Origin of the sequence: Shewanella mesophila (genome assembly GCF_019457515.1) — a bacterium.
Classification (GTDB): Bacteria; Pseudomonadota; Gammaproteobacteria; order Enterobacterales; family Shewanellaceae; genus Shewanella; species Shewanella mesophila.
Genome location: NZ_CP080421.1, coordinates 3,101,852 through 3,116,025, shown reverse-complemented (window position 1 = coordinate 3,116,025; position 14,174 = coordinate 3,101,852). Strand labels below are relative to the sequence as shown.

General features: G+C 42.4%; 12 protein-coding genes. 5 read left to right on the top strand and 7 right to left on the bottom strand.

Annotation, left to right across the window (positions count from 1 at the left end; all coding sequences use genetic code 11):
- The first annotated feature begins 51 nt into the window (after positions 1-51).
- Entirely contained in the window at positions 52-333 is a 282-nt protein-coding gene (locus K0I73_RS13835) for a hypothetical protein (RefSeq protein ID WP_258405194.1), read from the top strand.
- On the opposite strand, the gene nfo is transcribed toward K0I73_RS13835, so the two are convergent.
- Positions 330-1,184 (bottom strand): deoxyribonuclease IV, encoded by an 855-nt coding sequence (gene nfo / locus K0I73_RS13830; RefSeq protein ID WP_220061654.1) that lies wholly within the window; start codon positions 1,182-1,184, stop codon positions 330-332. The two genes, K0I73_RS13835 and nfo, sit on opposite strands and share 4 nt — an antisense overlap.
- Positions 1,185-1,525: 341 nt before the next feature.
- Here nfo and K0I73_RS13825 point away from each other — a divergent pair, with 341 nt between their 5' ends.
- Positions 1,526-2,068 carry a hemerythrin domain-containing protein gene (locus tag K0I73_RS13825; RefSeq protein ID WP_220061653.1) on the top strand — a complete coding sequence of 181 codons (543 nt, stop codon included), beginning with the start codon at positions 1,526-1,528 and terminating at the stop codon, positions 2,066-2,068.
- Between the two features lie 33 nt (positions 2,069-2,101).
- On the opposite strand, the gene K0I73_RS13820 is transcribed toward K0I73_RS13825, so the two are convergent.
- The 5 genes from K0I73_RS13820 to K0I73_RS13800 form a co-directional block, all read right to left on the bottom strand.
- Complete coding sequence (locus tag K0I73_RS13820; protein WP_220061652.1) at positions 2,102-2,293, bottom strand: DUF3545 family protein; 192 nt, start codon at positions 2,291-2,293, stop codon at positions 2,102-2,104.
- Between the two features lie 219 nt (positions 2,294-2,512).
- Positions 2,513-4,150, bottom strand: coding sequence for a glucose-6-phosphate isomerase (gene pgi, locus K0I73_RS13815; RefSeq protein WP_220061651.1), 1,638 nt, complete (start codon positions 4,148-4,150; stop codon positions 2,513-2,515).
- Between the two features lie 14 nt (positions 4,151-4,164).
- Entirely contained in the window at positions 4,165-5,121 is a 957-nt protein-coding gene (gene tal, locus K0I73_RS13810; RefSeq protein ID WP_220061650.1) for a transaldolase, read from the bottom strand.
- A gap of 276 nt (positions 5,122-5,397) precedes the next feature.
- A complete protein-coding gene (locus K0I73_RS13805; RefSeq protein ID WP_220061649.1) occupies positions 5,398-6,501 on the bottom strand; it encodes an OmpA family protein in 1,104 nt (367 codons plus the stop codon).
- Between the two features lie 226 nt (positions 6,502-6,727).
- On the bottom strand, positions 6,728-9,091 hold the full coding sequence (locus K0I73_RS13800) for a phosphoketolase family protein (RefSeq protein ID WP_220061648.1): 2,364 nt from the start codon (positions 9,089-9,091) through the stop codon (positions 6,728-6,730).
- 428 nt (positions 9,092-9,519) lie between these two features.
- On the opposite strand from K0I73_RS13800, the gene K0I73_RS13795 reads away from it, so the two are divergent.
- Complete coding sequence (locus tag K0I73_RS13795; protein WP_220061647.1) at positions 9,520-10,998, top strand: alanine/glycine:cation symporter family protein; 1,479 nt, start codon at positions 9,520-9,522, stop codon at positions 10,996-10,998.
- A gap of 133 nt (positions 10,999-11,131) precedes the next feature.
- Entirely contained in the window at positions 11,132-11,905 is a 774-nt protein-coding gene (gene yaaA, locus K0I73_RS13790) for a peroxide stress protein YaaA (RefSeq protein WP_220061646.1), read from the top strand.
- A gap of 51 nt (positions 11,906-11,956) precedes the next feature.
- Here the strand turns inward: yaaA and K0I73_RS13785 are convergent, their stop codons facing one another.
- Positions 11,957-13,360: a M28 family peptidase gene (locus K0I73_RS13785; RefSeq protein WP_220061645.1), complete on the bottom strand. Its 1,404-nt coding sequence runs from the start codon at positions 13,358-13,360 to the stop codon at positions 11,957-11,959.
- Between the two features lie 135 nt (positions 13,361-13,495).
- On the opposite strand from K0I73_RS13785, the gene K0I73_RS13780 reads away from it, so the two are divergent.
- Entirely contained in the window at positions 13,496-13,792 is a 297-nt protein-coding gene (locus K0I73_RS13780; protein WP_011864899.1) for an ArsR/SmtB family transcription factor, read from the top strand.
- The last annotated feature ends 382 nt before the right edge of the window (positions 13,793-14,174 follow it).

The following is a 14,174-nucleotide window of genomic DNA, read 5'->3' as shown; positions in this document are numbered from 1 at the left end:
ATTATTTTGCAAATATATACTCTGCAGGTGTGATGTGTTTAAACAATTATTTTGCTAGTGGTCATTGAATTGTTTGCAGGCTGCGCAGCAAACGAACCAGAGCTCGATTCTCGTATAAATGAAGCCTATGACTTCGAGGTGGCCCATTGTGACAGTTTTGCTATGGTTACAGGCGTTGCTAGAGGAAAGTATGGCGTTAAAGAGGCAAAAATCAGTGCTAAGCACCAAGGTGAAGCGTTATTAAGCACTCATATTGTTTGGCTGCATGTCGATCATCTTGAAGACAGCGACCAAACGCGAGTGCTCGCAGTAGTCTACAAATGCCTGATTTAGCCCTTGGCTTGGTTACGCAACCAGTTAATCTCTTGGGGCCAAATAGCTGGATCGATCGTTTCCAAAATAAGCGGAATATTTTGTGTCGCGGGCAATGTCATTATGTAACTAAATCCTTCGCTACCAATGTAACCCGCTCCGAGTGATTGATGCCTATCGACACGACTGTTTAACGGGGTTTTACTGTCATTGAGATGCATAGCTTTCAAATATTCGAATCCGACAATATTATCAAATTCATCAAAGCTATTTTTTGCGGCTGCCTGAGAGGAAAGATCGTAGCCTGCAGCAAACATATGGCAGGTATCAATACAGATGCCAACACGACTCTTGTCTTCAACGCCGTTGATAATTTGTGCGAGTTGCTCAAAGCTATGGCCTAAGTTAGATCCTTGCCCAGCGGTATTTTCGATGACAGCGGTGACGCTTGTGGAACGGTCTAGGGCAAGGTTTATAGATTCGCTTATTTTTGCCAAACATTCATCGACGCTTATCTGTTTAAGATGGCTGCCAGGGTGAAAGTTTAGCAGCTTTAGTCCCATCTGTTCACAGCGGTCCATTTCGTCGTAAAAGGCTTGTCGTGACTTTTCTAGTTGCTCATTACCAGGATGTCCCAAGTTAATCAGATAACTGTCATGAGGCAGTATCGCTTCAACAGGAATCGCCGCATCAATACAGTTTTGGTGGAAGGCGTCTATCTGATGAGGACACAGTGGCGCGGCCTGCCAACGTCGTTGGTTTTTAGTAAATAGTGCAAAAGCATTCGCACCAATCTCTTTTGCGTTGAGTGGGGCGTTAGCAATGCCTCCAGATGCGCTTACATGTGCGCCAATCCAATGCGTTTTTGACATAGTTAAATTTTGCAAACTGACAGTGTTTGATGAAAACGGAGCACTGGAGAGCAAGGCCTATTGAGTTAACTCAATCGTATAAAGGCATGCAGTTTTTCCAGCGTCGTAATGAATTTACAATGGTAACACGAGACTGTGGTTAATGCTTGGTGCAAAGGAGCGTGATTGGCCAAGCATCGCTATTAATTAATGGTTACAGTATGCATTATTAGTTAAGGTGCTAAATTAATGTTAATTTTTTTGATCTTGGTCAGGTAGTTTCAACTAGGAACAGATTAGTGTGAGTAAATATTCAACAATTGACTATAGTAACTAGAGCGTTCAGAAATATGGAGGTGGCGATGTTAACAAGGCTTCATAACGATCATAAACATATCGCGATACTGTTAAAGATATTGCATAACAAGCAGCAAAGATTGGAAAATGCAGAGGCGATAAATTTTAATCTCATTAGGGATATCATTGAGTATATGCAAAGTTATGCTGAACATAGTCATCATCCTTTGGAAGATTTGATAAATGACTATTATATGCAGCAACATCCACAGGAAGCTATCCAGCGACAACTTGGGAAAGAACACACAAGTTTGATAGAGTGTTCGTATCAGTTGATGACAACGCTTAATTTAATTTTAAGCGACGTACCTGTGCAAAATGAGGTGTTGAGTGATTCGTTGCGCGAGTATGTTACTATCCAGAAAGAACATTTAATCTACGAAGAAGCAGAGCTTTTTCCTAAATGGAAAGCGGGTATGAGTGATGAGGATTGGAAAGTCGTCGAGGCTCAATGCCAAGAGCGCCTCATTAGTGATCCGCTATTTAGCGACGATGACAATGCCCTGTTTGAAGAGTTAAGAGAGTATATAGCTAAAGCAGAAGAATAAAAAATAGCGCCTTAGGCGCTATTTTTTCTGGTATTACATCAGGAGATTATCAAAATCATATTCGAAGTTGCTGTCTATATCCTGAAGCTCTTTAAGTAAACGATGTTTCTCTTTTATAGCCTCTATCTCGCGCCATTTTCGCTTCTTATTGGAGCTTCGCGAACGACTGTTTGGTCTTTCAATGATGGTATCATCTAGCGCACTACCATAATCTAAACGATTCATGGTAACCTCCTGTTGTTGTATTTTTTCTCAACAATTAAATATCACATTTCCAATTTATGGTGCAAGAGAAATGTTTCAATATTGTTAAGTTGGGGTAAACTTTTTATGAATCAAAACTGAGGTTTTGCTCTACAGTTGGTGGTTAAATCGATGTGGGCTGGTGATCTTGTCTGTGAAAAACAAAAAAGCCAGTTAAAACTGGCTTTTCTTGAGGGGCATTTAGATGTGATTGGCTCTAAATATATTGATGAGTCCATTGCTTGAAGCATCGAGTTCGGTTGAATCTTTACTGGCTTGCAGTTTCGCTAGAACATCATTACCTAATATTTTACCTAATTCTACGCCCCACTGATCGAATGAGTTGATGTCCCATATTGCGCCCTGAACAAATGTTCTGTGCTCATATAAGGCGATCAAGGCGCCTAAACTTGATGGTGTTAACTTGTCCATCAAAATCGTATTACTAGGCTTATTGCCTTGCATTACCTTATGTTTAGCGATCAATGTTTTTTCGTCATCAGTTAACTTGCTAGCGCTCAATTCTGCCAAGGCTTCATCGTAGGTTCGCCCTTGCATCATAGCCTGAGTTTGGCCAAAACAGTTTGAGGCTAATTGTACATGATGCTCGCCTAATGGGTTATGGCTTTGCAATGGTAGAATGAAATCTGCAGGAATGAGTGCCGTTCCCTGGTGAATGAGTTGGTGATACGCGTGTTGGCCATTTGTACCTTCTCCTCCCCAGATAACAGGGCCTGTAGTGTAGTCAACTTCAGTGCCATCTATAGTAACCGACTTACCGTTACTCTCCATATCGAGCTGCTGGAAATAGGCAGGCAGTCCACGAAGATAATGGTCGTAAGTGAGTACGACATGCGACTGGGCATGATGAAAATTGCCATACAGCAATGAGAATAGACCCATGATCACTGGCATATTGCTTTCTAGTGGCGCATTTAAGAAATGATCATCCATCTCTTTAGCACCTTCTAGCAATGCATAAAAGTTGTCCATGCCGACTAACAGTGCGATAGGCAGGCCTATTGCTGACCAGAGTGAATAACGTCCACCGACCCAGTCCCACATTGGGAAGATGTTGTCGGCATCCATACCAAACTCTGTTGCTTTAGTGACATTTGAAGTCACAGCAACAAAATGTTTCGCTACATCGGACTGAGTGCCGCCGTTATTAAGGAACCACTCTTTAGCGCTCAGAGTATTGGTTAGTGTCTCTTGGGTGCCAAATGATTTAGAAGACATGACGAACAATGTCGTTTCTGGATCGACAAGGCGTAGCTTCTCACAGAGAGAACTCGCGTCGACATTTGCAACAAAGTAACAGTTAAGAGATTTATTCCAATAGGGGCGTAGTGCTTGGGTGACGATTTTAGGGCCTAAGAAAGAGCCGCCAATACCTATTGCCACAATGTCGGTTATCGCTTTACCTGTATAACCCTTCCATTGCCCCGAAGTGACGGCATCGACAAATCTAGCCATTTTAGCTTGTGTTTGCTTAACTTCTGGAACGATATTAATTCCATCGACGATAATTGTCTGCTCAGCACTGGCGCGTAGTGCCGTATGCAATACTGCTCGCTTTTCGGTGTTATTGATGATCTCACCGTTAAACATGGCGTTTATTTTATCGGTTAAGTTGCTCTCCTGTGCTAGAGAGAAAAGTAATTTAAGAGTTTCATCATCGGCTCTATTTTTCGAGTAATCGAGAAAGAGTCCACATGCCGACATTGACATCTTGTCAAAGCGCTGTGGATCAGACTCAAATAGTGACCGCATGTGTGGCAGCTTGGCACTGTGTTCCGCTAGCTTAGACCAGAATGAGCTTTGAGTAAGCATTGTCATAATATCTCCAACCGTTAGCCTTGTAGTTGCGCTTTTAGCATCTGCTCAAGTTTACCTTGGTCTACAGCAAAGTTACGGATACCTTCGGCTAGCTTCTCTACTGCCATCGGCTCTTCGTTAAACTCCCAGCGGAATTGTGCTTCTGTCATTGGCGCATCTGGTGCCACGATTTCAGTTGCTGGTTTTAGCTTCTGGACTACAGGCGTGTTAGCGTTGGCCATCTCTTCAAGCAATGCTGGGCCTATGGTCAGGCGATCACAGCCAGCTAGCTCGATGATTTCTCCTGTATTACGGAAGCTCGCTCCCATCACTACAGTCTTAAAGTCATGACGCTTATAATAGTTGTAGATATTGGTAACAGACACAACACCTGGATCTTCGCTTGCACTATAATCGAGCCCTGTATCTTTCTTGTACCAATCGAGAATACGTCCAACAAATGGCGAAATTAGATAGACCCCAGCTTCAGCACATGCTCGTGCTTGAGCAAAACAGAACAATAAGGTGAGGTTACAGTTGATACCTTCTTGTTCAAGTTGTTTGGCCGCACAAATGCCTTCCCAAGTAGAAGCAAGCTTAATGAGAATACGAGATTTATCAATTCCTGCTTCTTGGTACAGTTTGATTAGTTTATGAGCCTTCTCAATAGAAGCCTCTTTATCGAACGATAGTCTTGCATCGACTTCAGTAGAGATACGGCCAGGGACAATTTTTAAGATTTCAAGACCGATGTTAACCGCTAATTTGTCACCTGCATCTTCAATCTGTTGCGTTAGATCATCGCTTTGGCTCTTTGCCCATTCGATCGCGTTGTCAATTAAATGCTGGTATTCAGGAATTTGAGCTGCTTTGAGAATTAAAGAAGGATTGGTGGTAGCGTCTTGTGGCTGGTATCGTTTGATGGCTTCGATGTCGCCGGTGTCGGCAACAATAGTGGTGATAGATTTGAATTGCTCTAGTGTATTAGTCATGAAAATTACATCCTTCTTAAGAAGCAGCTTAAGTTATGTTGTTTACTAACAGCTATTAGACGCGATTTCGCCGATATTTCCAACCATGATTGAAAAAAAATTACAGAAAAGTTGCTAAATATCGGTAAAACGAACCCCGTGATTGTACTTTGGTGTTCCGCGAGTTTTGTTGAGTTGTTTTAAGAGTATACCCCTTAACTTGTTACAGGAAAAAATCGCTGCGAGGGCAGCGATTTTTTATTCATTTAGCAATATTGAGTATCGAACAAGCGATAGCTACTTAATTAAAGCTTCTTTGCGAACACCTGTAACATGCGCTTCTATACGACGGTTAGCTTTATTAGCTTCGGCTGAACTACCTTCGATGACGGGTTGTGTTACACCGTAACCTTTAGAAGTCACTCGATCTTGGCTGATGCCATATTTATTTACCAAAATATCGGCCACAGCGGCAGCGCGACGTTCTGATAGTGCCATGTTGTAATTAGGGTTACCTACGTTAGAAGCGTGGCCTGAAATGGCGACAGTCGAACGTGGGTTTTGGTTCATGTAGTTAGCTAGTTTCTCTATACGCTCGTATGATTCACTTTTAACAACAGATGAGTTATTGGCAAACAGAATAGAACCGACATCACGTTTCTCTGTCACTTCTTTGTAAATGCTACAACCGCTTGAATCTACTTGATGGTTTGCTGGAGTGTCTGCACACTTATCCATGTCATCATCAACGCCATCATTATCAGTATCGAGTGGCGTTGCAGTGACTGGCGCTGGGACTACTGCTGGCGCTGAGCTACCGAAACGATAACTTAACTCTAGGCCATAGTAGTTACTCTCCATTTCAAGGGTATTCCACTTGTCTTCATCTAAGTTTTCATAACGGCGATACTTAGCTTGTAGCTTGAGGTTTTCAGTAAAGTTATAACCAATACCTGCGCCAATATATGGTGCGACGCCACTGTCACTGTAATACTCGCTGCCCCACTGCTTGTTGTTTGAGAGTAGGTAGTTCATTGCCCCAGCTTCTGCCGATAGGCTCCACTTATCAGCAATTGGCCAGAAACCGACGAGACCTAATGTCATGCCGCGTGCGCCAACATCGTTGAGTTTATTTGAGTAGTCTACCCATTCGGCACGACCTAGATCGCGATAGCCTAGCTCAACACCGAAGTAGTCGTTAAATAGGTAACCACCAAAAACGTCCCAGGCATAAGGTTCGTCTTCACCACAGACCTTCATGGTTTTTTGGTCGCAATTAGGTTCATAATTATTTAAACCTAAACCACCACCGACATACCAAGGGCTGAGTTCTTGAGCTGCATTAGCTGCAAATGGAAGCATTGAAGTAAGCAGAATAGCTTTCAATGTATTGTTCATCATTTTCCAATTCCTTTGATTTTATCTCTTCCCCCAATGCTGTTTTTAATTCTTTAAAAACAAGCCAGCACTTTGTGGGGGGATCCTTTGGTTTTATCGCTAGCTTTAGTATTATCTAACTAAAATGATGTTTTTTCCATATTTTAAGGTAAGAATGCATTTTTTGTGCGAGATAAAAAAAGGGCTTTCTTTCGAAAGCCCTTTTTAATGCTGAATTGTTATCTAATGGTTAACGAGTCCAAACCCAGTTTTCGATGTTGCTTGGGTCAACGCCATTCGCCTTGATGTAATTACGGTGGTCGACTAAGCGTTGTAGCATATCTGTTGTGATACCTACATGCTGAGTTTCATCGATAACGCCTTGTTGGAATAGCTTGTATGCCATATCGATAACAAGGTGGTAGCGAGAAGTGCCGTTACGAACACCCATATCAAATGGAGTCGTAGTAGAACCTTCCTCTTCGTAACCTTTGATACGGAATCTGTGGCTGCCTTTGTAATCAAACACGAGTTTCTTAATCGTATTTGGATAGCCGTGATAGTTAAATACCACGCCTTTATCAGCAGTGAACACCTCATCCATTAACCATGGCTTACTTTGGAATTCTAAGCTACCTAGACCGCTACTAGTCAACTCGGTTACGCTGACAAAACGGATACGCACTTTCGGTAGTAGTTCTCTAATCAGCACGAGTGAAGCCATTGCTTCTTGAGTGACGTAGTCGCCACAGCCAACGAGTACCACATCTGGATTTTCATCAGAGGCAAAGTCCCAAACCATTACGCCATCTTTAGCTTGCTGGCGAGCTTCAGCAAGAGTTAACCATTGTGGTAACTCTTTCTTACCAGCAACTAAGATGTTTAGCTTGTCACGATCTTGATAGGCACGCTCGGTATAAACCAGTGTACTGTTACCATCGGCAGGTAGATAAGCAGAGATGATTTTTGGATGCTTCTCTAACATAGCGCCTAAGAATGATGGGTTCTGATGCGAGTAACCGTTATGGTCTTGACGCTCAAGTAGCGAAGACAATACAACGTTACATGCTGGAACAGGCTTACGGAAGTGTACACCTTGGCTAGCGTATACATACTTACAGTATTGGTCAGCCATAGAAGATACAACTTGTGAGAATGCCTCATAAGTTGGGAACATAGCGTGACGACCTGTTACTGTGTAGCCGTGAAGCATACCAAAAAGTAAGTTTTCAGAAAGCAGTTCAATAACGCGACCGTCGCGAGACATATCTTCGTCCCAACTTTCTATCGGCCACTGCCAAGCGCGATCTGTCTCTTCAAATACGGCCTGAAGCTGATTTGAATAAGTTTCGTCAGGGCAGAAGATACGTAGGTTACGTTGATCTCGGTTGAGTTTCATCGCATCACGCATCCATTCGCCCATTTTGTACATGGATAGACCGCGTTGACCGCGAGGTGTTTCAGCTCCGTAAGCGAGTTTTTCTAGATCTGGTTGCGCTAATGCACGAACGATTTCGCCACCATAACTTAGCTTTTGACGTCCGCAAGTCAGCTCTTTTGGCGGTATTAAAGACTGGATATCTTTATCAAAAATTAACTCACCTTTGTCATTGACGCTGTATAGCTCATCAAATTTATAGCTTGCTAACCAAGCTTCTAATGCATCTAGGTGACCTTTATCTGTGGCGCACTTGTTGACGATAACTTGGTGTGATTCACAGTTACCTTCAAGTTTCTTACCGCCAAATTCTGATGTACCAGTCCAGCCTTTTGCTGTGCGTAACAGGATAACTGGCCAGCGAGGTTTAACTACATCTTCGCCTGAACGGGCACGAGTTTGAATGTCGTTGATCATTTCATATGACTTATCCATTGCGGCAGTCATTTGAACGTATACGTCTTCTTCTAGCTCATCATCAACGATAATTGGGTGGTAGCCTAAGCCTCTAAATTCAAGGTCTAGCTCTTCATGACTCATACGTCCCATACGTGTAGGGCCAGAGATTTTGTAACCATTGATATGAACGATCGGTAATACTGCGCCGTTATTTTTTGGAGAAACTAGGCGGTTGGCGTACCAAGATGCTGCCAATGGACCCGTTTCTGACTCACCATCACCAATAAGACAAGCAGCGATCAGATCTGGATTATCGAGTACGGCACCCCATGCAACTGAAAGAGAGTAGCCTAATTCACCACCTTCTAGAATTTGTCCAGGCGCTTCCGGGTTGGCATGTGATGGGTAACCATACGCAGCTGAAAATTTCTTACAGATATCTTCAATGCCTGTCTCATTGTATGGAATGGTCTCTGGGTAGTAGTGGCTTAATGAACCTTCCATGAAAAGGTTAGCTTGTACCGCAGGAAATCCATGGCCTGGACCGACTAAATATACGAAAGATCGGTTATGCTTGGCGATGAGACGGTTAACGTTAGCATAGACGAAGTTAATACCAGGGCATGTGCCCCAGTGCCCTAGCAATCTAGGTTTGATATCGCTGTGCTCTAAAGGACGTTTGTGTAGTACGTTTTGTTTTAAGTAAATTTGCGAGGTGGCGAGAAAGTTGGTCGCTCTAACAAATTTCTTAAGTGCACTGATCTCTTGTTGTGACATAAAGAACCCCATTTAATGGTAAGCATAAAGTTAATCAAATCTTCTGTGAGGAACTATATTTGTAATTTTATTACAAAAACGTGTCCAATATCTTATTTTTTAAAAGTCATAAAATTAGTTAACTGTTAAAAAATTGGGTGTAAATAGCCTGTTACCCTCGTTATTACAGTAGTTTGTTTGTGTTTTATTGCGTGATACCAGTGTCATGTAAATGATTTATTGTGATCCCGATCACGTGGTGTGTTTTTGATGGTATGCTATTTTGTCGCGTCGAATGAGGTAGACATGATGTTTTGGCATCATGAAAGGATAATTTTATAAGAAATTTCTACCGATATTCTTTGATCAATTCGGGAAGGAAATTTAAGAACAACGATGCTATTGAGCTTTTGGTTTTTCGGTCATCGTTTTGGGGATTAGAAGGTACTATGTTTGAATCTATATTAAATTCAGTCGAAGCGGCTATAAATGCGATAAACGGCATATTATGGGGTAGTGTGTTGATATACGTACTGGTCGCTGCTGGCGTTTTATTTACCCTGCGCTTAGGTTTCATCCAGTTAAGAATGTTTGGACATGGTGCGAAATTAGTTATCAAGGGAAGAGAGAAAACGAATGGGATCTCATCTTTCCAGGTTTTTTGTACCTCTATGGCTGCCCGAGTCGGCACGGGTAATATGGCTGGTGTTGCCGTTGCAATTACAGTCGGTGGTGCTGGTGCGATTTTTTGGATGTGGCTTATCGCGTTATTAGGGATGGCGACAGCGTTTATTGAGTCAACATTGGCGCAAGTTTATAAGGTTAAAGATAGTGACGGACAGTATCGTGGTGGTCCTGCCTATTACATGGAAAGAGGCCTTGGTAAACGCTGGATGGGGACGCTGTTCTCGGTATTACTCATCATTGCATTTGGCTTTTCGTTTAATGCGGCGCAAGCGAATACCATGACGGACGCTTTGAATAATGCCTTCGGTTTTGATAAGACCCTCGTTGGCGTCATTATTGTTGTGGCTGCAGCTTATATTATTACTGGTGGTTTGAAAAAGGTTGCTAAGGCTTCAGAGCTAATCGTGCCAGTTATGGCAGTCGCTTATTTAGCGATAGCAATGGTCGTTTTAGTCATGAACCTAGAGCAAGTTCCTGCCGCTATTGAATATATAGTCAAGAGTGCATTTGGTTGGGAAGAGGCCGCTGGTGGCGCCATGGGGGCCATGATGGCTGGTATTGCTCGCGGTCTATTTTCTAACGAAGCAGGAATGGGCAGCGCAGCCAATATTGCAGCATCGGCATCGCCAAATCCTAACCATCCAGCATCTCAAGGTTTCGTGCAGATGATAGGTGTGTTTGTTGACACTATCGTTATTTGCTCGGCATCGGCGGCAATTATCTTATTATCCGGTGTGCTTGATAATCCCGGAGGACAAAAAGGGATTGGATTATTGCAGCTAGCATTGACCAATGAGTTAGGTGGATGGGCTGCTTATTTTGTCGCATTCGCTATTATTCTATTTTGCTTTTCTTCGATCATTGCTAACTATAGCTATGCTGAAAGCAATGTGATGTTTTTAACTAAGAGTAAAAGAATATTATATGTTTTCAGAGGCCTAGTGCTTGCCATGGTTATGGCTGGCTCTGTTGCATCGTTACAATTAGTTTGGAACTTTGCCGACGTATCTATGGGGTTGATGGCCTTAGTTAATATCGCGGCGATTGTTATGTTATCTAAAGTTGCATTTGCTGTTATCAAAGACTACGAAAAACAGATTAAAGCTGGTGTTACGCCTACCTTCCATGCCGCGGAATTCCCAGAGATTAATGGGCTAGACGATGGTATTTGGCGAGGTAAACCGAGTGCAGTCGTGTTAACTAAAGAGCAAAATAAAACAGAAGCCTTACCTGAAGTTTAATGCTATATACTTAGTTTTAATGTAGAAATTGAATCGATGTAATCTAAAAAACCATGCCGTTTAGGCGTGGTTTTTTTATGGTTTGAACAGTATGATAGATGCTAATGAAGTGGCTATAAATAAAGGAACTCGGATGCTTATTTTAGTGTCTCCAGCGAAAACGTTGGACTATGAAACCCCCGCCAAAACGACAGAATATACTCTGCCAGATTTGTTGGAACACAGTAAAGAGCTGATTCAAGAGTGCAGAAAGTTGACTCCCGCAGATATAGCATCATTAATGAAAGTCAGTGATAAAATAGCAGGTCTTAATGCCGCGCGTTTTACCTCTTGGACTGCTGATTTTAATGCTGATAATGCCAAGCAAGCCGTATTTGCGTTTAGAGGTGATGTCTATACGGGACTCGATGCGGACAGTTTATCTGAAGCGAGTTTACGCCGGGCGCAAAAACAGCTAAGGATCTTATCGGGTCTGTATGGTTTATTGCGTCCACTCGATTTGATGCAAGCCTACCGTCTGGAGATGGGCACTCGTCTTGCTAATGCTCGTGGCAGCAACCTTTATCAATTTTGGGGAGATATTGTTACAGATCAGGTTAATAAGGCCTTGGCGGAGCAGGGGGATGATATTATCGTTAACCTAGCATCTAATGAGTACTTCAAGGCTGTAAAACCTAAAAAGCTAAATGGACAATTGATCACGCCTATTTTTAAAGATAAGAAAAACGGTCAATATAAGGTCATTAGCTTCTTTGCTAAGAAGGCGAGAGGGATGATGGTTCGCTATCTAGTTGACAATGAAGTTAATGATTATGATGGGCTGATTAAGTTTAATCTTGCTGGTTACTATTATAGTGAGGCAGAGTCCTCGATGCACGAGCCTGTATTTTTACGAGAAGAGCTGTAAACGCACTCAATAAAAAGCAAGCAGCCAATAGGTTGCTTGCTTTTTTGTGGGCTATTTTTGTTCAGTTAAAGGTCTTAACTCGATCTCTGACTGTGCCATTAGATAAGCAAATTGTGCGTACGCAGCTGCATTTTGTGCTAATGCAACGGGATCGATTTTATCTAAAGTATCGTTAGGCGTATGGTGATAATCGAAATAGTCAGTACCATCTTGCCTTAAAGATGCTACAGGAACGCCATATGAGGGCAGCATTGATACATCTGGTCCTCCTGAAGCGGTGTTATTGCCTAGCGCGACACCATTGGCTTGCATCGGCTCAGCGTGTTTTTGCAAGGTTTCAAATGCCTCTTGGGCTACATTAAAATCAATTTGGTAGATCCGGCCTGCACCGAAGTCAGACTCAGCTGCAATATAATGTTTATCTAACTCGTCTTGGTGTGCCTTAGCATAGCTTTTCCCTCCCACTAAACCTATCTCTTCTGCAGCGTAGAGCACGACTCTAACAGTACGTGCAGGTTTTGTTGGTAATTGAGAGATTAGATGGCCAGCCGTTGTCACAATCGCCACTCCTGCACCATCATCAATTGCACCAGTGCCTTCGTCCCAGGAATCTAAATGCGCACCAATAAGCACAATTTCATCAGGTTTGCTGCTGCCAATGACTTCACCGATCACATTATAAGAGGTGGCATAACCTATGTTGTCGGCTTCAAGTTGTAATTTCATTACAACATTAGGATCACGCTTTAGCATTAAGGTTATCAAATCAGCATCTGGATTTGACATGGCCGCCGCTGGGATCTTAGCGACACCATCTTGATAACGCATCATACCAGTATGTGCCATACGGTCGTGATCGGTTCCAATAGAACGAATAACGATAGCGATAGCGTCTTTTTTTGCGGCAGCAACAGCACCTTTAGAGCGTCCACCTACGGTTAGTCCATAGCCTTTGCCCGTTTTAAAACGAGGCGTTATGTGATCGATGAAAACGATTTTGCCTTTGACCTGATCGACTGATGCCGCTTCTAACTCTTCAAGTGAAGAAAACCTCACTAAAGGCGCAGTTAATCCTTCTTTTGGCGTGGCCACACTGCCGCCTAAAGCGGTAATAACGATAGGTTGGGGATAAGGGCTTGTAATTGCAGCTTTGGCCGCTCCTCTGTGCCATACGGGAACCTTTACCGGTTCTTTATATACTTTGTCAAAACCCAAGGAGTTAAGTTTGTCTTCGGCCCATTTTACCGCGACTAAATCTTGAGCGCTGCCGGCAAGTCTAGGACCGACTTCGACGGTAAGTGACTCGACAATATCGTAACTTAATGTCGAATTTAATGCTTGTTGTTGCAGTTGCAGACTAACACTTTGATTTATGTTTGTTGTTGGTGCTTGTTGGCAACCAATAAGTCCTGCAATAAACAGGCTACTGAGCAGGATAACAGCTGAGCTTTTCATGAGTTTCCTCTATTTTTATTACGTACATCCCATTTTTGAAAACAATCTAACAAAAAGTGTGCTTTATGTCCCGACTATATCTTTAAGTCAACGCTATATTAGTCGCGGGGTTTGATTTAGGAGAAAATGCTCGTAATGAATATAGAATTGATGCAGCAACGAGCGGACAATGCTGTTGTATTGCTAAAGGCGCTAGCGAATGAACGTCGTTTATTTATCTTATGTTATCTTCTAAGCGAAGGTGAGATGTGTGTCGGTGAGATGAATAAGAAGTTAGGCTTAAGTCAATCTGCGCTGTCGCAACACTTAGCTTGGCTGCGTAAAGATAATTTAGTTGAAACGCGAAAAGAGGCTCAAACAGTATTTTATTCTTTAAAGAGTAAAGAAGTATCTGAGATTATTAAGCTTTTAAATACTATTTATTGTCATTAGCCTTTAAGCCTATTGTTCAATTTTAAAACTGGTATCGCGTAAGCTTTGCCAGTTTTTTTTATTCTTAATCGCAATTGTACTAACTATTTTATTTGTTCATTTAGTGGTAATACAAGAATCTAGGTGTAATACCAATCAGTATAAAGATCTGATTGCTCAGCGAGAGTGTAGCGCTTCTGAGGCGAGGCCCTTATATTGCTCCTTGGCTCTAGCATCCTCGGTAACCGCTCCATTAATTACCCTACCTCCTAAATCCCTTTAGTCGTGTTTTTGACTGTCTACTCCTGCGTTGAATAGACTCACAGGGGAACAACGATTCTATCATCTATTCGCCTTGAATTAGTTGCCAAAAAACACGTTGAGTAGATCACATTCTTATACT

Excerpts from the sequence above, each read along its gene's own strand:
- nfo (WP_220061654.1), bottom strand. The coding sequence starts at position 1,184 with ATGTCAAAAACGCATTGGATTGGCGCACATGTAAGCGCATCTGGAGGC.
- K0I73_RS13825 (WP_220061653.1), top strand. The coding sequence starts at position 1,526 with ATGTTAACAAGGCTTCATAACGATCATAAACATATCGCGATACTGTTA.
- K0I73_RS13820 (WP_220061652.1), bottom strand. The coding sequence starts at position 2,293 with ATGAATCGTTTAGATTATGGTAGTGCGCTAGATGATACCATCATTGAA.
- pgi (WP_220061651.1), bottom strand. The coding sequence starts at position 4,150 with ATGACAATGCTTACTCAAAGCTCATTCTGGTCTAAGCTAGCGGAACAC.
- tal (WP_220061650.1), bottom strand. The coding sequence starts at position 5,121 with ATGACTAATACACTAGAGCAATTCAAATCTATCACCACTATTGTTGCC.
- K0I73_RS13805 (WP_220061649.1), bottom strand. The coding sequence starts at position 6,501 with ATGATGAACAATACATTGAAAGCTATTCTGCTTACTTCAATGCTTCCA.
- K0I73_RS13800 (WP_220061648.1), bottom strand. The coding sequence starts at position 9,091 with ATGTCACAACAAGAGATCAGTGCACTTAAGAAATTTGTTAGAGCGACC.
- K0I73_RS13795 (WP_220061647.1), top strand. The coding sequence starts at position 9,520 with ATGTTTGAATCTATATTAAATTCAGTCGAAGCGGCTATAAATGCGATA.
- yaaA (WP_220061646.1), top strand. The coding sequence starts at position 11,132 with ATGCTTATTTTAGTGTCTCCAGCGAAAACGTTGGACTATGAAACCCCC.
- K0I73_RS13785 (WP_220061645.1), bottom strand. The coding sequence starts at position 13,360 with ATGAAAAGCTCAGCTGTTATCCTGCTCAGTAGCCTGTTTATTGCAGGA.
- K0I73_RS13780 (WP_011864899.1), top strand. The coding sequence starts at position 13,496 with ATGAATATAGAATTGATGCAGCAACGAGCGGACAATGCTGTTGTATTG.